Origin of the sequence: Companilactobacillus tucceti DSM 20183 (assembly GCF_001434665.1) — a bacterium.
Taxonomy (GTDB): domain Bacteria; phylum Bacillota; class Bacilli; order Lactobacillales; family Lactobacillaceae; genus Companilactobacillus; species Companilactobacillus tucceti.
The window spans coordinates 50,547-67,406 of record NZ_AZDG01000011.1 but is presented as its reverse complement, the minus strand read 5'-3'; the positions used below and the strand labels follow the sequence as shown (position 1 = coordinate 67,406).

The following is a 16,860-nucleotide window of genomic DNA, read 5'->3' as shown; positions in this document are numbered from 1 at the left end:
CATAATCATCAGATGAATTATTGTATTTCATCTGACAACCATAAAGGGATTATCGCACAAGACTATTTTTCCAAGTCTTGTTCCTTTTTTCCATCTAGAATGACTGAGCGAAGTTCATTTAAATCAATATCATATAAGTCCGCTAGGACAAATAATAATGCTCCGTCCATAGTTCTAGTTTTGTTAGTTTCTAATGCACTTAGAACAGAAGTTGATGTTGATAAATTATAATCGTGTTTAGCAGCATAAACTACCTGTTGTAAAGTCATTTCCTTAAAGAACCTCTTTGTTCTTAAATATTTTCCAATTGTTACCATACAACCAACATTGCCTCCATCTTCTATACATGTTGTTTTACCACATAAATGTGACTTTTTTTTGAAAAACAACATGGAACTTGCAATATATTCAAGTTATCACAATTTTCCCTCTGTACAATCACACAGAACAAACTGTTGATAAAATGTAATATACATTATTAATGGATAGTTGTGCAAATAAAAAACGTCTCATATGAGACGTTTATTAAAATTAATAACGATTTAGCAATTCAACGTATGCGTCAACGATACTTTGTAAGAATCCAACAGTCTTGTCTGAAACCTTACCATTTTCATCAAGAATGTTTGTAACATTACCGATATAAGCCTCTGGTTGTTGTAGTGTTGGCATATCTAAGAATACTAGAGATTGACGTAAGATGTGGTTTGCACCAAATCCACTGATAGCACCAGGTGAAACACTAACGATAGCAGCTGGTTTCTTTTCCCAAGCATTTTCTCCATAAGGACGTGATCCTACATCAATAGCATTTTTTAATCCACCAGGAATTGAACGGTTATATTCAGGTGTTACAAATAGTACACCGCTGGCATCTTTGATTTTATTTCTAAATTCTGTATAAGAAGCTGGAACGTTTTCAGGTGTATCAATATCCTCACTATAAAGTGGCAAGTCACCAAATTCTACAAATTCTGGTTCAAAGCCATCAGGGAACAATCCCATTAAATTTTTGGCGATTTGGCGTGAGAATGATCCCTTACGTAAACTACCGACAATAACAGCAATTTTCTTTGACATATTAAATTCCTCCATTCCATGTATATATCAAACTTAGCATAAATAAATTTATTGAACAAATGATTGTTCTCGTAAGACACTTTTTCTTGGAAAACTAAAATAGTACTATGTTCAGGTTTAATGTGCATTTGTTTAAAGAATTACAATTTACAAAAAATATTTCGGATATCTGAATCATATTACAACCATATTACGAAAATGGAATGTAACTGAAATTTCTTATTCTTCGTGTAATATGTTTGAAATATTCATCTTGTATAGTGTCCTCTGGTGATTAAGAAAAAACCGGGGGGATTAGTTGATTAAGCAAACTAAAATTAAAGCGTTATTTGTAGCAGGATTAATGCTAGTAGTGGGAACAGGATATTCAGTTAATGCATATGCTGCAACTCAAAATAACAGTGATCAAATGACAAGTAATGTAGGGGATTTTAATGGCACATTATCAGGATTAACAGATAATGGTGAAAATGCTAAAAAACTAAACGAGAAAATCTCTTTACCAGGTGACAAGGAATTTATACCTGGTATTAAGTACAGTGAGAAAGATCATCATATGGAAGATGTCGATCTTGCACCAGAAAAACCAGTAGTGAATCAAGTTAAAGCTGATGTCGAGCAACCATCACAACCAGTTACTCAATCAGCAACACAAGCACCAGCAGAAACATCTCAACCAAATCAAACAGCAAGCCAAAACGTTGGAACTTTTAAAATAAGTTTCTATGATCCTGCAGTATTAGGATCTAACATGGGTTATGGCGGCGTGGCAACTAACTTGGGAGTTATTCCACGCGGTACACGTTTGAAAATTACCACTGCACAAGGGGATGTTTGGTATCGAACTGTTAATGATACAGGAACATTTGCTGCATCGAATCCTTATCAAATCGATGTTGCTATGCCAAACAATATGATTCCTTCATATGGAATCACAAGTGCAACAGTTGAAATAGTTTAAAAATAATAATCACATCGAAAAGATCAGGGGAATATTTCCTTTGGTCTTTTTTGGTAACTAATGATATTTGTTGTAAAATATCATCAGAAGGGCGTGTTGCTGAATGAAAACATATGGCTTTGTTGATAGTAATTTAGATAGTTTAACCGAAATAATTAAAGATGTACCTGAACCAAAAAATCAAGATGTATTGGTTAAAATTGCTGGTGTCTCTATTAACCCAGTAGATATTGCTACTAGGAAAAAAATCTCTGGTCAATTGACCGATCCTAAGGTCGTTGGTTTTGATGGTTATGGAGAAATCGTAAAAAAAGGATCCGATGTTACGAAGTTTGAGATCGGTGATACTGTATTTTTTGCTGGTGATTATTCTCGTGAGGGAAGTTATCAAGAATTTGAACTTATCGACCAACGATTGATAGCTAAAGCTCCTAGAAAATTATCTATTGAAGAAAGTGTATCTATGCCACTGATCACTTTGACAGCAAGTGAACTTTTATATGAGAAATTAAATATAGATACTAACGCTGATAATTCTAATAAAACTGTATTGATCATAAATGGTGCGGGTGGAGTTGGATCCGTTGCCGTTCAGTTGGCTCATTTAGCCGGTTTAAGAGTTATTGCAACCGCTACTGGTGAGAAAGTTGAATGGATAAAGAAATTAGGAGCAGACCTAGTTATTGACCATCATCAAGATTTGATCAAGCAAGTACGTGACTTAGGTATAAAATATGTTGATTATATTTTAGGTTTAAGTGATAATGATCCGCATTGGGGAGAAATAGTTGAATTGATCAAACCATTTGGATCCTTTGCTACAATAACTAATTTAAGAGAATCCAATGTCTCAGATTTAAAGAGTAAATCTGTTAACTTTAATTGGGAATGGATGTTTACTAAAGCTTTTTATAATCTTGAATCAATGTCAACTCAAGGAGAATATCTAGAAAAGTTGGCAGATGATCTTGATTCTGGAATTATTAAATCAACAACAACTAAGGTAATTAAGGGATTTGATCTAGAATCTCTAAAAGAAGCAACTAAGATTGTGGAAGCAGGACACATGAAAGGTAAAGTTGTCGTTGTAAAATAAATTCCATGCAAAAAGGATTCGTAATTTACGGGGATGTAAATCGCGAATCCTTTTCTGAATTTCATGTTAATGAGAAATTAAATCAAATTATAATGTTTAAGACCATTACGAATTCCACCATCAATGTTAGCAGAAGTAACATAGTTTGCAGAATTTTTAATTTCGTCAGTTCCATTTCCCATGGCAACACTGTAGTCGGCTGATTGGATCATTTCTAAGTCGTTTGGACCATCGCCAAAAGCGTAGACAGGTTTATCATCTAATTGCATATTCTTAATTAGATTATTGATACCACTCATTTTGGTAATACCGTTTTTTACAACGTCAATAGAGTAGGTACCTGTTTTATAGAATTTCAATTCTGGATATTTTACCTGGTAACGATCTTCTTTTTCAGGTGATACAACGACGATCATAGGAACTTTTACTTTTTTGTAAAAATCAGCGTCAACTTTTGGTAATGGCAAATGCACCATTTGATAAAAGTCCTCGACTACATCAGTTCTGCGATTAATAGATGTTGATGTGTATGAATGCATACCGACAACATCATCGAATTTTGTAGCTGTATCAATTACTTTTTCAATAAGTTCAGGTTCAAGAATATTTTCATAAATAATTTCTTGTTCTGATTGGACAAGTGCGCCATTTAAAGTAATATTAGTATCAATACCAGTTGCTTTAGATATATCAACAATTTCGTCAGGTGCACGACCTGTACAGATAACTGGAAGATAGTTGTTTTCTCGTAATTGATGAATTGCATCTGCTACATCTGGATCAACTTGCGAGTGTTCGTTTAGTAATGTGCCGTCAAGATAAAAAAATACTGTGCCTTGATAGTTCTTATTCAAAAAATCACCGACCTCAATTTATTTTGTATACTTATTCATAGTAACAAGTTTTACCTGTTTGAGGTAGTGGTAACTATATGGAGTGGAAAATAAATGAAAATATTAATGATAGAAGATAATAAATCTGTTTCGGAAATGATGAGTATGTTTTTCCAAAAAGAAAATTGGGATGCTAGTTTTGCATATGATGGTAATGAAGCTGTTGATATGTTCAACGAACACGCTGATGAGTGGGATATGATAACTTTAGATTTAAACTTACCTGGTAAAGATGGAATGGAAGTTGCTAAAGAGATCCGTAAAGTTTCTAAAACTGTCCCAATAATTATGTTAACTGCCCGTGATACCGAAAGTGATCAAGTCTTAGGATTGGAATTTGGTGCTGATGATTATGTAACTAAGCCATTCAGCCCAATTACTTTAATTGCAAGGATGAAGGCTATTCACAGAAGAAACGAAAGTGTCGCAAAAGAAGCTGCTAAAACTAATAGTGATAAACCAGATACAGATGAAAATAATGAAGGCTTTGACGTTAACACTGGATACTTCAAACTAAATTCAAATACTCGTGAAGCATTTTTGGATGGTAAAGAAATACCTGATTTGACACCAAAAGAATTTGATTTGTTGAAAACTCTTTCTAGTAAACCTAAACAAGTATTTTCAAGAGAACAGCTTTTGGAACAAGTTTGGGATTATGATTACTTTGGTGAGGAGCGTACAGTTGATGCTCATATTAAGAAATTACGTCAAAAAATAGAAAAGGTCGGTCCTCAAGTTATAGAAACAGTTTGGGGTGTTGGTTACAAATTTGATGATTCAGGAGTCAAGGCTGATTAAAATATGAAATTAATTTATCAAAATATGCTGAGTTTCTTGATTGTTATTTTAACAACTCTTGGAATCATTCTCTATTCGGTTACTAGTACTTCTACAACGTGGGAATACAATCGAACTTATAAGAGTTTAGAGAGTTACGCAGGAAATTTGGAGAAGATAGCTTTAAAAACAGATCCAAATACTGGTGAGATACATAATATTACTGGTGATAACATTCGTACTGTTGAACAAGTTTTATCAGAACGCAATGTTCAGTTTGCTGTGTTTGATTATAAGAATAATCAAGTATATCCATCTCATCCAAGTAATGTAAAACTGCATTTAAAGAAATCATATTGGAATAAGTTAAAGCAAGGAAAGACAATTCGAAATATTCAAAAGCCTGAAGGAACGGAAGGGAATCCGCAATTAAGTAAGAAGGGTGATATTAGTTATGTTTATGTTCTTACTCCGTGGTTCCAAAACGGTAAATTAGTTGCCGCTGTTTGGGCTGGTTCAGATGTTAGTGAATTGCAGACTAATATTGGTGAAATCAATAGTCGGCTTTATTTTGCCTTGTTGATCTCCTTGTTAGCAGCGATAATTTTAAGTTTCTTGTTGTCTAGGTATCAAGTTAATAGAATCAATCGCTTACGTGGCGCTACAAGAAGAGTTGCTAATAATGATTTCTCTGTTCAAATTGAAAGTAAAAATCGAGACGAATTGGATGATTTGGCTGATGATTTTAATAAGATGGTCAAGTCACTTGAAGCCTCTGATAAAGAAATAAAACGTCAAGAACAACGTCGAAAAGAATTTATGGCAGATGCATCTCATGAAATGAGAACTCCATTAACTACTATCAATGGATTATTGGAGGGACTTGCTTATGATGCTATTCCTGAAGAATCCAAGGGTCAAAGCATTGAGTTAATGAGAAATGAGACTAATCGTTTGATTCGTTTAGTTAATGAAAATCTTGATTATGAAAAAATCAGAACTAATCAAATTACTTTAGCTAGAAGAGAATTTGATGCTACTGTTCCATTGAAGGACATTACATCACAGTTAGAGAAAAAAGCAGGAGAATCTAATGATAAAATCACTTTAAAAACTCCAGAAGATAAATTGATGACTTATGCGGATTACGATCGCTTTGTCCAAGTGATGTTTAATATTATTCAAAATTCTATTCAATTTACTAATGATGGTGAAGTTACTGTTTCCGGTTATCGTAAAGATGATAAGCATGCATCTATTTTTGAGATCAAAGATACCGGTATTGGTATGTCTGAAGATCAAGTTAAAAATATTTGGGATCGTTATTATAAAGCCGATCCTTCACGTAAGAACCGTAAGTATGGTGAATCTGGTCTAGGATTATCAATTGTTCATCAGTTGATAGAAAATCATGGTGGCGAAATAAAAGTTAAGAGTGAGTTGGATAAAGGTACTACCTTTACCGTTACATTCTTTGATGAGGGTTATGAACATAACAAATCCGATGATGAAGAGTAGGTAGTTAGAATCTGGCGAGATATGATTTGAAGTAAAAAGGGGTGTGACATAAGTCATGATCCCTTTTTTGTCACACTCTTTTTGCGATTTACAAATAAGTAATGTTAGTTAGCTTATAACTAACTATTAAAATAATGATTATGATAATATAATCATTATAGAAAGTATTATTGGAGAATAAATATGGAACGTATTATTTTGTACCAACAAGTTGCTGATGATTTAAAAAGAAAAATTTTATCTGGTGAATATGACGTAGGAGATTTTTTACCTACTGAGACAGAGTTAGAAAAAATTTATGATGTTAGTAAAATAACCGTTCGCAACGCTATAAAAGTCTTAGTAAGCGAAGGATATGTAGAAAAACAAAGTGGTAAGGGGACTACTGTTATCAGTAATCGCTTATTTAATAGGCTATCAAAAGCTCAATCATTTAGTAGTATTCTGGAGCATGAAGGTAGCGAACTACAAAAAGAGATTTTGTCAGTTGATGAAATATCAGCTGATGAAAGTCCGGTTAAATTCGACCTAAATCGTCTTACTGGATCTATAACGCGTATCACAAAAATATATCGACTTAATGGAAGACCATATATTTTATTACATCATTATTTGCCGTTCAAATTGAATGATGAAATGAAGTACGAATTAGAAAAAGTCTCTCTGTACCAAGTTATCAAAGAGATAGGGGAAATGGTAAATAATTTTGATGATGAGTTTTTTGCTTATAAACTAAATTCTGACGAACAAAAACAATTGGAAAGTTCAGAAGACATTGGCATTAGAAGAATCAGAAAGTCATTTAATCATCATGGTCACTTAATTGAATATTCAGAGGCCATTTATTTAACGTCTCTAAATCCATATAAAATTAAATATGAGATTTAGAAAGCGTTTTACATATAAACATTATAATGTTATTATCTATTCGAACAAAAAATAGGAGGATATCATGGTCGATTTATATGTGAAGAATGGAAAAACCATTACTGGTCAATCAATTGAAGTATTAATAGATCAAGGCAAGATTATTGATGTTGCGACTAAGATTCCCGGTAATGTTGAGGCCAAAAAAGTTTTTGACCTCCATTCAAAATACTATGTCAGTTCCGGTTGGATCGATGATCATGTTCATTGTTATGAAAAATTAAGTTTATACTATGATAAACCAGATTTAGACGGTGTCGATGCTGGCGTAACAACTGTTATTGATGCTGGTTCAACCGGATATGATAATTTACCTGATTTTTATAAATTAAGCAAAAATGCTAGAACGAATGTTTATGCAATGTGTAATATTTCTAAAACCGGCATTATTGCTCAAGATGAATTAGGTGATATGACACGGATAAAAGATGATTTAGTAACAAAGATGATTGAAGAATATTCCGAGTTTGTGGTTGGTATTAAGGCTCGAATAAGTAAATCAGTTGTTTCTGGTAATGGTGTACATCCACTAGAAAGAGCTAAAGCAATTCAAAAACTAAATCATGATTTACCATTGATGGTCCATATCGGAAGTAATCCTCCTGAATTGAGTGAAATTATGTCCTTAATGAGTCCAGGAGATATTATGACTCACTGTTATAACGGTAAACAAAATGGAATCATGAACCTTGATTTGCATAGGATTAAGGATTTTGCAATTGAAGGATATAATCGCGGAATAATTTTTGATGTTGGACACGGAACCGATAGTTTTAATTTTGAAGTAGCGCAAGAAGCTCGAAGTATTGGACTAACTCCAAAGTCTATCAGTAGTGATCTTTATCATCACAATCGTGAGAATGGTCCAGTCTATAACTTGGCAACTTGTTTAGATAAGATGCTTTATCTTGGATACACCTTACCCGATATATTGCCAATGATCACAACAAATCCAGCTGAGAATTTTAATTTAAAAAATAAAGGTCAATTAAAATCAGGATTTGATGGTGATTTAACAATTTTTGATGTCGAAAGTAAATCTAAAGTTTTAATCGATTCCAACGGCAATGAAAAAACTACAGATATGTCGATTGTTCCTCATTTTGCAGTAGTTGCCGGAGAAGTTTACGAGACAAATTTGGAGGAATTTTAATGAACGATATTTATGAGAAATATGATTTAAAGCAAGTTATTAATGCTAGTGGAAAAATGACTATTTTAGGAGTTTCAAAAGTATCCGATTCAGTTTTAGAAGCTCAAAAATTTGGCGGTCAACATTTCTTTGAGATGAGTGATCTGGTATTAAAAACAGGTCAACATCTTGCTAAATTGATTGGTGCAGAAGACGGTGTGATTTTACCATCTGCTTCAGCAGCCATTGCGGAAAGTATTGCTGGAATCATTGGTAAGGGAAGTATGTATCATGTTTATCATCCATTCAGTGATAAATTTACAGATCGTGAAGTAGTGATACCTAAAGGTCAAAACGTTGATTACGGTGCTCCAGAAGAAGTGATGATCGAACTTGGCGGTGGAAAAATGATTGAAGCCGGATATGCCAATATGTGTTCAGCTGAGCATTTAAAAATGATGATCACCCCTCAAACTAGTTCAATTTTGTATGTTAAAAGTCATCACGCTGTTCAAAAAAGTATGTTAACGATCCAAGAAGCTTTGGATGTTGCACACGATAATAATTTACCTTTGATATTAGACGCTGCTGCTGAAGAAGATTTATACAAATATATCAATATGGGTGTTGATATTGTTATGTATAGTGGTGCAAAGGCATTTTCTGGTCCATCATCATGCTTAGTTTTAGGTAAAAAACCATATATTGAATGGATCAGACTTCAATCTAAAGGTATTGGTCGTGCCATGAAAGTTGGTAAGGACAATATACTTGGATTAACTAGAGCCATTGAAGATTATGTAGAGTTCGGTCCTGAAAGCGGCGATTCTATGAAAACTAGATTGGCCCCATTCGTTGAACAGATAAATAAAATAAATCATTTAGAAGCCAAAATCACACAGGATTCAGCTGGTAGAGATATTTATCGCGCTAGCGTAACGGTGGATAAAAATTCTCCAATTGATGCTAAAGAGCTAATTGAAAAAATGAAAGTTGATAGTCCTGCCATTTACACACGTGAGTATCGTGCAAATATGGGAATTATTGAATTTGATGTTAGAGCTGTCCATGAAGAAGAAATGAAAACTATTATTGAAAAAATAACGGAAATCATGAGGTAAATAGAATGAAAGTTGTACCAATCAGTGAGAATACTAAGAAAATAATTGAAGCAAGTCCCTATTCAAAAAAAGTTAAACAAATCTTGGATCAAGCTCTTATAGAAATGGAAGTAATTGGTGCTAATCCAGATGAAACACAAGTAGAAGTATTAACTAATCATTTAGCAGAAATGGTTAAACGATCAGAAACTCAATAAAAATTAGAAGACGTTGATATATCAATGTTTGATGGATTATCACAAGAAAGTTTGGATGCAGCTGATCGAGTAGCTACTAGAATTGGAAATTTGAATGAACAAGAAAAATATATTTTAGCTGTACATTTTGAAGTTGCTAAAAACTAGGAGGAAAAACAAATGACAAAAGTTGTAATTGCTGATCGTATGGGAAAAGGCCAACATGTGGCAGCCGGAGTAGAAAAAGCTGGAGGAGTTGCAGTCATTGTTCCAGGAATGGGTGCAGATATGCGTTTAGGTGACGTTATGAAACAAGAGAACGCTGATATTGGTATTTCATTTTGTGGTAGTGGTGGTGCTGGAGCAATCACTGCAAAGAATAAATATGGATATACAGAACGTCATAGTATGCGTTCAGTTCAAGAAGGAGTAACTGCGATTGAAGATGGTATCCAAGCCCTAGGATTTGGCTTTATGGATACTGAAGAGCTCGGTCAAAAGTTAGTAGAAGCATATAATCGCGTTAATGGTTAGGGGAAAACGATGAAATCTGATTCTCAAAAGATTCAAGAAAAAATTTTGACAGTTTCGGGTAATGGTAAAGGTAAAAAAGAAGCGATGGCTGACGCATTATCTAAAATTTCAAAATCTATTAGTCAGGATATGGACTTAACCATTCAAATTACCCCAGTTTCAGTTGAAGTTGTAGAAGCAAGAGTAAACGAATATATTGAACATTTTTTATTTTTCTTTTTGCCAAGAAAACGGGAGATGTATCAGGTCACACTCAGGGTAAAGACAGAAATCAAATACTTAGATTTAAAGGAAATTGAATTTATCAAGAATCAAGTAGCTGATCCTAACGGAATTCAGCTACCAAGGTTTTTTAGTCGGCAAAGGGAGGAATAAGGATGACGTTTGTACTTATATTATTGAAGTCGATTTTAATTGGTGGTCTAGTTGGTTTTGCCGCTGGAATGGGAGCCGCCAGAATGTTTAATGCACCAAACGTTCAAGCATTAGGTGCTTTTAGAACTCTTGGAGAAATGAATGCCTGTGAAGGAGATCCAGCATCACATTTTTCATTTGGATTGGGTTTTTTCTTTAATGCTTGGGCTTCTACGGTTGGAGCTGGTGCATTTACTCAAGATATCACTCATCGTGTAATACCTAATTGGGCAACCGCAGCATTGTTGATGCGTAATAAAAAAATTGAAGAAACAATGCATAACCCAAAGAAGATGGCTTTTGCTAGTGCCATTATCGGTATGGTAGTTGTCGTATTTTTAAACACTACTGCTTCTGCTATTCCTAAGTCATTACAAATTACTGCTGTTAAGGTTTTAGTACCAGCCGCTGAGTTATTGATCAATATTGTTATGCCGATTATTTTTTGGTTAGCAGCTATTGATGCCGGTAAAAGAAGTGGTCTATGGGCAACTGTTTTTGGTGGATTATCAGCTATGATTATGGGAAATGCTGTTCCTGGTGTTGTATTAGGAATTTTGATTGGTAAAGGTGTTGATGAATTAGGCTGGGTAAAACTTACAAAGGTTATGTTCACTGTAATTATTGTGCTATTTGTTCTAAGTGCTTTCTTTAGAGGATTCGATGTTCAAATGATTGAGAGCTTTAAACTACCAGTTCCTAATTGGTTAGACAGTTTGCATGGATTATTCAATGTTAAATAGGAGAGTAGATTAAATGGAATCGATGGAAATAGATAAGAAGAGTTTTTGGTATTCCGAGTGGTCATTTCCGATTCTAGTCGGATTAATGTCTGCAGGAGTTTTTGCCGGGACACATATGTACTACCAATATGGTGTAGGTGCATTCAATGAAGTGGCAATCGTTGCTATGTTAAAAGCTGGTATGGATGGGGGCTCATATGGTGCAGCCGCAGCTTTTGGTGCTAGTTTCTTATTTGCCAGAATATTGGAAGGTTCTCTAGTTGGAATTTTGGATTTAGGTGGTTCAATTTTGACGGGTGTCGGAATTGGAATACCAGCTATTTTGTTAAGTGTAGGTATTAAAGCACCAATTACTAATTTTTCGTTTGCGATTGCAACGGGTTTGGTCTTGGGATTAGCAATTGGTGGAATTATTACATTAGTACGTAAATATACTATTAATCAATCTAAAGCTAGTTTTGGCGCTGATGTCATGATGGGGGCAGGGAATTCATCTGGACGTTTCTTAGGTCCACTGATCCTTATTAGTGCCGCAACAGCATCGATTCCTATTGGTATTGGTTCGATTATCGGTGCAGTTATATTTTACCTTTGGAAAAAACCTATCGCTGGTGGTGCCATTTTGGGAGCTATGGTATTAGGTGCTTTCTTCCCAATTTCATTAAAATAAAAAACTGAGGAGCAAATTATGTCAAATAAACCTAATTTTTATAAAGATCGTGTATGTTTAAATGTTCTAGCAAATTCAGTTCAAAACGCCAAAGATTGTTATGAGGCAGCTGAACATCATGTTGTTTTAGGAGTATTATCCAAAAACTACGATTCAGATGATGAAGCAATTAAAGATATGAAATTGTATCAAGCTGAAACTAATAATGCATTATCAGTTGGTTTGGGTGCAGGAGATCCTAGACAAAGTCAAATGGTCAGCCGTATTTCAGCAGAATTACAACCTCAACATATTAATCAAGTATTCACTGGTGTTGGTATTAGTCGTGCTCTACTTGGTCAAAATGATACATTTATTAATGGATTAGTTTCACCAACTGGCAAAGTAGGATACGTTAATATTGCTACTGGTCCATTAAGTAGCCAAGAAACAGCAGGAAATGTTCCAATTGAAACAGCAATAGCCATGCTTAAAGATATGGGAGGAAGCTCAATTAAATTTTTCCCGATGAAAGGTTTAGCTTGTGTTGATGAATTCAAAGTAGTTGCAAAAGCATGTGCTGAGCATGATTTTTCATTAGAGCCTACAGGTGGAATTGATTTAGATAATTTTGAAGAGATTTTACAAATTGCTTTAGATGCTGGAGTTAAAAAAATCATTCCACATATTTACAGTTCAATTATTGATAAAGTAACCGGTAATACACGTCCTCAAGATGTTCAACAATTATTTGAAATAGTTGAAGAACTAGTTAAGTAATTTAAAAAGAGCCTGATTCTTACGAATCAAGCTCTTTTTTGTTGGAGAAAGATAGAATTATATTAAATCCGACTAGCCATACTAAAGCTCCGACGGCAGGTAAGAGTGTTTCTTTATTGAAAAATAAAGTAATAAATATGCCGACAAACAATAGGATAGTTAATGGATTAGTTATCTTGTAGTGAGGCATTTTGAAACCATTATCTAAAAAGTCTTTAGAGTGACGATATTTCCAATGAGCCACCATAGTCAAAATACATACAAGAATATATATATCACTTGAAATAGAGGCAATGAAAGTAAAAGCTTCACCTAAACTGTTAAAAGAACTAATGATTGGAGCTAAGATCATCATTCCAGCAGAGAACAAGACGCTTCCATAAGGGATACCACTTTTAGATACTTTTTCAAAAGGATTCATCGTTTTACCAGTAGATTCTTGAGCAAGTTGATATAAGTGTCTTCCAGTTGAAAAGATGGCACTATTCAAAGTGGAACAAGCTGCGGCAATTACAACTAGATTAATTATTTGTGATGCAGCAGGAAGTCCAGCAAGTTCAAATATTTGTACAAAAGGACTTTGTGATTGGCTAAGTGATCTCCAAGGTGTGATAGTCATGATGATAAATAGGGCGCCAATATAAAATAATAGAATTCTGCCAATAATTTGATTAACAGCATGTGGTAAAACTTTTAAAGGTTGTTTTGTTTCAGCGGTAGTTATTCCAACAAATTCCATTCCTTGAAATGCAAAGAATACCATTGGAAAAGCATTTATAAATGAGTGAAATCCGTTTGGAAACATTGTGAAACCATCAGTTAAATTAGACAAAGAAGCATGTGTTCCAGCAGGATTTTCATGATGTACAGCAATCATATAAATACCAACAACTATTAATACTAAAATGGCAACGATTTTTATACCAGATAAGAATGTTTCTGATCTTCCAAATGAGCGAACCATCGATAGATTGACAATGGTTAAAGTTGCTAGAAAGAATATTTGTACTATCCATGCGGGTGTATTTGGTAACCAATATTTGATGTAAGTAGAGATAGCAGTCAATTCGGCCATACCTGCTAAAATCAATTCAGCCCAGTAACTCCAAGCAGCAAAATATCCAAAACGTGGACTGATATATTTTCCAATAAATGACACAAAAGTATGCTGCTCTGGATCAGAATACATCATTTCACCAATTGCTCTCATCATAAAGAAGAAGAATACTCCAATAACTAAATAGATCAACATGATTGATGGTCCAGTTTTGTGAATAGTACTTCCGGCTCCTAAAAATAATCCGGTTCCGATCGATCCACCAAATGCAATCATTTGAACCGCCAAATTTGACAATCCTCTTCTTGTACCGTCTGCATTGATTTCAATTTCACTAGTCTTACTTAACAATATTATCAAGCCTCTTTCTTAGGCCAAACAACAAAAAAAGCACTTCTGTAGTATACAGAAGTGCTTTAGCACGTTACCATTCTGGACTGTTTATCTGGTTACCCAAATAAGCCTTAACAACCTTCATTAAAAATAAAGGCGTGTCCTAATAACGTGGACCAAACCGTTTAGTATTCTCCAATTGATCATACTAACCAATCATCGGCCATTTTCGTTCTTCATAAGTGATTGCCTTTCACCAAATGACAACTCTCTTTTTCGCTTATTCGAAACTACTTTCCGAATCTCATTGTTTGAACTTTTCTTGTTGCTATTCAATATAGTTTTTATTAAATAATATGTCAAGGCTAAATTAAAATATTTTAATAATAACTGTCGGGTTGCGTGCATTGTAAGAAGAGTTCCACCATTTTAAATTATAAAACAGTTAATATTAAATTAATTCTTTGCATCCTCTTTTAGAATATTCTCCCAACTATCAATATTAGTGCGGTCATTACCAATTTCTGGAGCGTCGGTATTATATAGCGGAGTAGTGGATTGATTTCCATTTTTTGAATAGACGCTGGTAGATTTAAGACCTAATTTACTTCTGGTATCAATTAATTGTTGAATCTCATTTTGATAACTGTAGTTCTTTGGATCAACTGGCGTAAATCCAGTAGGTGTATAGAATCTAAGTAAATTCTTATTGTTGGTTACATCTGATATCTTAAGCTTTTCATTTACCTCTTGTTGCCACTTTTCAACTTGTTCTTTAAGTTTAGGGTTAGTGTCTAAGTCCATTAGTTCACCAGTCTTGTTTTCATAAACTTCTGGCTTGCCATCAGTACCTTTCAGAACAGTATATTTGTTTGTAACAAAGGTTTTATTTCTAAAGGCAACTATTTGTTTATGATCTTTAGAAAGAAGGTCAGTTCCAACTTGAATGTAATCTCTAGTATTTACTCCGGCAAGATGCATTATTGTTGGAAGAACATCAATTTCTCCACCATAAGTATGATTTATCCCACCTTTAAGACCCTTCATGTGGATCATAAAAGGAACACGCTGTAGTTGAGAATTATTGAAGTCATTCCAGTCGTCAGCGTTATAGCCTAGTAATGGTGCTAGATCAGGGTTTTTATCATTTGATATACCATAATGATCACCGTACAAGACGATCATCGAATTATCATATAGGCCACTGTCTTTTAAGTAGTTGAAGAATTCTTTGATTGAATTATCAAGATAATGAGCAGTCAGGAAGTAGTTGTTAACTGTCTCAGCATTAGTATTTGGCTTAGCAAAGCCATCGTTATCTTCATCAGCCAATTCAAAAGGATAATGATTTGTAACAGTTATATATTTTGCATAGAAAGGTTGTTGTAGCTGTTCAAGATATTTAACACTCTCTGACAACATAATCTTATCTTTCATACCATAACCAGTGTTGGAGTTATCTGTCTTATTATAATAAGATTCGTCAAAGAAGTAGTTGTAACCCATATTTTTGTAGACGTTATCTCGGTTCCAAAAACTACCAACATTACCATGGAATACAGCACTGGTATAACCCTCTTTTTGGCTAAGGATAGCTGGTGCCGCCTGTAAAGTATTGTCTCCACCGAGTGATTGGAAGAATGAACCTTCAGATGTACCGAAAAGTCCTGTTTCTAACATTGTTTCAGCATCACTTGTTTTTCCTTGTCCAACTTCATGATAAAAGTTGTCAAAGGACATGGTATTTTTGTCAGAGTATAAGCTATTTAAAAATGGAGTTACTTCTTGTCCATTGACCTTCATATTGATCAAAAACTGTTGAAAACTTTCTAGATGAATAATGATAATATTTTTTCCCTTAGCTTTGCCAAAGTAAACTGGATTGGGCTTAGCATAGTTTTGACTGGTGTACTGTAAAACATTATCCATATCTGTTCCCACAGCCGAAGAACGAACTTGATTATTTTGAGCTGTTTTTATAGAGTCATATGCTAAAAATGAGTTGAATCCTAAATATTTAACAATATATGCACGATCAAAAGTACGACCTAATAGTTGAGGACGGTTACTTTCAGATAACATTAGGTTAAATGAGAATAACATGATTCCAAGGACTGTTGTTGCAGCCGCTGTTAGTTTGCGTAAAGGACGTTTATCTATTTTTATAAAATGGAATGCAAATAGTAGTGCTATAACGATGAAATCAATCCAATAAATAAAATCATGAGGCGAAGCAGAGGTCATTGCACTAGTACCAAGACCCTTTGAAACTTTAGAAACACCCATGATCGTATTGAACGAAATAAAGTCACTAAATTCACGATAGTATAAAATATTAGAGTAAAGAAGTACCGTTTCAAGTAAATAAATTATTCCCATAACGATATATGAGATACGCGCTCTATTTATGTATAACGCTAGACTAAGCAGAATGACCGCTGTAGCGATAGGATTAATAATCATTATTAAGTGTTGAAGAATATCGGAAGCACCTAGTGAAAAATCTATATAGTAGGCAATGACTGTTTTGATCCAAAGAAAAGCAATCAACATCGTCATGAAGCCTAAACGTTTGTTTAAAAAATTTTTGATTTTATTCATTTAAAGAATCCTTATTTATTAAAATTACTTATAACTACTTCTAAATAAATTACTTAATTGTTAGT

19 protein-coding genes are annotated in these 16,860 nt (G+C 34.0%); 14 read left to right on the top strand and 5 right to left on the bottom strand.

Annotation, left to right across the window (positions count from 1 at the left end; all coding sequences use genetic code 11):
• Positions 1 to 62 precede the first annotated feature (62 nt).
• Positions 63 to 317, bottom strand: a complete 255-nt coding sequence (locus FC72_RS06170; RefSeq protein ID WP_057765863.1) for a RodZ family helix-turn-helix domain-containing protein — start codon at positions 315 to 317, stop codon at positions 63 to 65.
• A gap of 214 nt (positions 318 to 531) precedes the next feature.
• A complete protein-coding gene (locus tag FC72_RS06165) occupies positions 532 to 1,080 on the bottom strand; it encodes an NADPH-dependent FMN reductase (protein WP_057765861.1) in 549 nt (182 codons plus the stop codon).
• A gap of 298 nt (positions 1,081 to 1,378) precedes the next feature.
• Between FC72_RS06165 and FC72_RS11020 the strand changes: the two genes are divergently transcribed.
• Together FC72_RS11020 and FC72_RS06155 are read left to right on the top strand one after the other, a co-directional pair.
• Positions 1,379 to 2,041 carry a hypothetical protein gene (locus FC72_RS11020; protein WP_083480769.1) on the top strand — a complete coding sequence of 221 codons (663 nt, stop codon included), beginning with the start codon at positions 1,379 to 1,381 and terminating at the stop codon, positions 2,039 to 2,041.
• A gap of 103 nt (positions 2,042 to 2,144) precedes the next feature.
• A complete protein-coding gene (locus tag FC72_RS06155) occupies positions 2,145 to 3,137 on the top strand; it encodes a zinc-binding alcohol dehydrogenase family protein (RefSeq protein WP_057765859.1) in 993 nt (330 codons plus the stop codon).
• 77 nt (positions 3,138 to 3,214) lie between these two features.
• Here FC72_RS06155 and FC72_RS06150 read toward each other — a convergent pair whose 3' ends face one another.
• Entirely contained in the window at positions 3,215 to 3,991 is a 777-nt protein-coding gene (locus FC72_RS06150) for a Cof-type HAD-IIB family hydrolase (RefSeq protein ID WP_057765857.1), read from the bottom strand.
• 93 nt (positions 3,992 to 4,084) lie between these two features.
• On the opposite strand from FC72_RS06150, the gene FC72_RS06145 reads away from it, so the two are divergent.
• The 12 genes from FC72_RS06145 (at position 4,085) to dagF (ending at position 12,804) form a co-directional block, all read left to right on the top strand.
• Positions 4,085 to 4,831: a response regulator transcription factor gene (locus FC72_RS06145; protein ID WP_057765856.1), complete on the top strand. Its 747-nt coding sequence runs from the start codon at positions 4,085 to 4,087 to the stop codon at positions 4,829 to 4,831.
• A 3-nt stretch (positions 4,832 to 4,834) separates the two neighbouring features.
• Complete coding sequence (locus tag FC72_RS06140) at positions 4,835 to 6,328, top strand: sensor histidine kinase (protein ID WP_057765853.1); 1,494 nt, start codon at positions 4,835 to 4,837, stop codon at positions 6,326 to 6,328.
• A 183-nt stretch (positions 6,329 to 6,511) separates the two neighbouring features.
• A complete protein-coding gene (locus FC72_RS06135) occupies positions 6,512 to 7,216 on the top strand; it encodes a GntR family transcriptional regulator (protein ID WP_057765851.1) in 705 nt (234 codons plus the stop codon).
• A 64-nt stretch (positions 7,217 to 7,280) separates the two neighbouring features.
• On the top strand, positions 7,281 to 8,408 hold the full coding sequence (locus FC72_RS06130; protein ID WP_057765849.1) for an amidohydrolase/deacetylase family metallohydrolase: 1,128 nt from the start codon (positions 7,281 to 7,283) through the stop codon (positions 8,406 to 8,408).
• On the top strand, positions 8,408 to 9,508 hold the full coding sequence (locus FC72_RS06125; RefSeq protein ID WP_057765847.1) for a DgaE family pyridoxal phosphate-dependent ammonia lyase: 1,101 nt from the start codon (positions 8,408 to 8,410) through the stop codon (positions 9,506 to 9,508). Before FC72_RS06130 ends, FC72_RS06125 begins: the two co-directional genes overlap by 1 nt.
• A 5-nt stretch (positions 9,509 to 9,513) precedes the next feature.
• Positions 9,514 to 9,705 carry a hypothetical protein gene (locus tag FC72_RS06120; RefSeq protein WP_057765845.1) on the top strand — a complete coding sequence of 64 codons (192 nt, stop codon included), beginning with the start codon at positions 9,514 to 9,516 and terminating at the stop codon, positions 9,703 to 9,705.
• Between the two features lie 24 nt (positions 9,706 to 9,729).
• Positions 9,730 to 9,852: a hypothetical protein gene (locus tag FC72_RS11095; protein ID WP_268871659.1), complete on the top strand. Its 123-nt coding sequence runs from the start codon at positions 9,730 to 9,732 to the stop codon at positions 9,850 to 9,852.
• Positions 9,853 to 9,864: 12 nt separating this feature from the next.
• Positions 9,865 to 10,218, top strand: coding sequence for an SFCGS family glycine-rich protein (locus tag FC72_RS06115; RefSeq protein ID WP_057765843.1), 354 nt, complete (start codon positions 9,865 to 9,867; stop codon positions 10,216 to 10,218).
• 9 nt (positions 10,219 to 10,227) lie between these two features.
• On the top strand, positions 10,228 to 10,593 hold the full coding sequence (locus FC72_RS06110; RefSeq protein ID WP_057765841.1) for a DUF4312 family protein: 366 nt from the start codon (positions 10,228 to 10,230) through the stop codon (positions 10,591 to 10,593).
• Between the two features lie 2 nt (positions 10,594 to 10,595).
• A complete protein-coding gene (locus tag FC72_RS06105) occupies positions 10,596 to 11,375 on the top strand; it encodes a DUF4311 domain-containing protein (RefSeq protein WP_057765839.1) in 780 nt (259 codons plus the stop codon).
• A 13-nt stretch (positions 11,376 to 11,388) separates the two neighbouring features.
• Positions 11,389 to 12,045, top strand: a complete 657-nt coding sequence (locus tag FC72_RS06100) for a DUF4310 family protein (RefSeq protein ID WP_057765837.1) — start codon at positions 11,389 to 11,391, stop codon at positions 12,043 to 12,045.
• A gap of 18 nt (positions 12,046 to 12,063) precedes the next feature.
• Positions 12,064 to 12,804 (top strand): 2-dehydro-3-deoxy-phosphogluconate aldolase, encoded by a 741-nt coding sequence (dagF, locus tag FC72_RS06095; protein WP_057765835.1) that lies wholly within the window; start codon positions 12,064 to 12,066, stop codon positions 12,802 to 12,804.
• A 19-nt stretch (positions 12,805 to 12,823) separates the two neighbouring features.
• Here the strand turns inward: dagF and FC72_RS06090 are convergent, their stop codons facing one another.
• Positions 12,824 to 14,212 carry an amino acid permease gene (locus tag FC72_RS06090; RefSeq protein ID WP_268871658.1) on the bottom strand — a complete coding sequence of 463 codons (1,389 nt, stop codon included), beginning with the start codon at positions 14,210 to 14,212 and terminating at the stop codon, positions 12,824 to 12,826.
• A 438-nt stretch (positions 14,213 to 14,650) separates the two neighbouring features.
• Positions 14,651 to 16,795, bottom strand: coding sequence for an LTA synthase family protein (locus tag FC72_RS06085; RefSeq protein WP_057765834.1), 2,145 nt, complete (start codon positions 16,793 to 16,795; stop codon positions 14,651 to 14,653).
• Between the last annotated feature and the right edge of the window lie 65 nt (positions 16,796 to 16,860).

Bases quoted from the DNA above. Each gene is read 5' to 3' on its own strand.
- FC72_RS06170 (WP_057765863.1), bottom strand. From the start codon at position 317: ATGGTAACAATTGGAAAATATTTAAGAACAAAGAGGTTCTTTAAGGAA.
- FC72_RS06165 (WP_057765861.1), bottom strand. From the start codon at position 1,080: ATGTCAAAGAAAATTGCTGTTATTGTCGGTAGTTTACGTAAGGGATCA.
- FC72_RS06155 (WP_057765859.1), top strand. From the start codon at position 2,145: ATGAAAACATATGGCTTTGTTGATAGTAATTTAGATAGTTTAACCGAA.
- FC72_RS06145 (WP_057765856.1), top strand. From the start codon at position 4,085: ATGAAAATATTAATGATAGAAGATAATAAATCTGTTTCGGAAATGATG.
- FC72_RS06140 (WP_057765853.1), top strand. From the start codon at position 4,835: ATGAAATTAATTTATCAAAATATGCTGAGTTTCTTGATTGTTATTTTA.
- FC72_RS06135 (WP_057765851.1), top strand. From the start codon at position 6,512: ATGGAACGTATTATTTTGTACCAACAAGTTGCTGATGATTTAAAAAGA.
- FC72_RS06130 (WP_057765849.1), top strand. From the start codon at position 7,281: ATGGTCGATTTATATGTGAAGAATGGAAAAACCATTACTGGTCAATCA.
- FC72_RS06125 (WP_057765847.1), top strand. From the start codon at position 8,408: ATGAACGATATTTATGAGAAATATGATTTAAAGCAAGTTATTAATGCT.
- FC72_RS06120 (WP_057765845.1), top strand. From the start codon at position 9,514: ATGAAAGTTGTACCAATCAGTGAGAATACTAAGAAAATAATTGAAGCA.
- FC72_RS11095 (WP_268871659.1), top strand. From the start codon at position 9,730: ATGTTTGATGGATTATCACAAGAAAGTTTGGATGCAGCTGATCGAGTA.
- FC72_RS06115 (WP_057765843.1), top strand. From the start codon at position 9,865: ATGACAAAAGTTGTAATTGCTGATCGTATGGGAAAAGGCCAACATGTG.
- FC72_RS06110 (WP_057765841.1), top strand. From the start codon at position 10,228: ATGAAATCTGATTCTCAAAAGATTCAAGAAAAAATTTTGACAGTTTCG.
- FC72_RS06105 (WP_057765839.1), top strand. From the start codon at position 10,596: ATGACGTTTGTACTTATATTATTGAAGTCGATTTTAATTGGTGGTCTA.
- FC72_RS06100 (WP_057765837.1), top strand. From the start codon at position 11,389: ATGGAATCGATGGAAATAGATAAGAAGAGTTTTTGGTATTCCGAGTGG.
- dagF (WP_057765835.1), top strand. From the start codon at position 12,064: ATGTCAAATAAACCTAATTTTTATAAAGATCGTGTATGTTTAAATGTT.
- FC72_RS06085 (WP_057765834.1), bottom strand. From the start codon at position 16,795: ATGAATAAAATCAAAAATTTTTTAAACAAACGTTTAGGCTTCATGACG.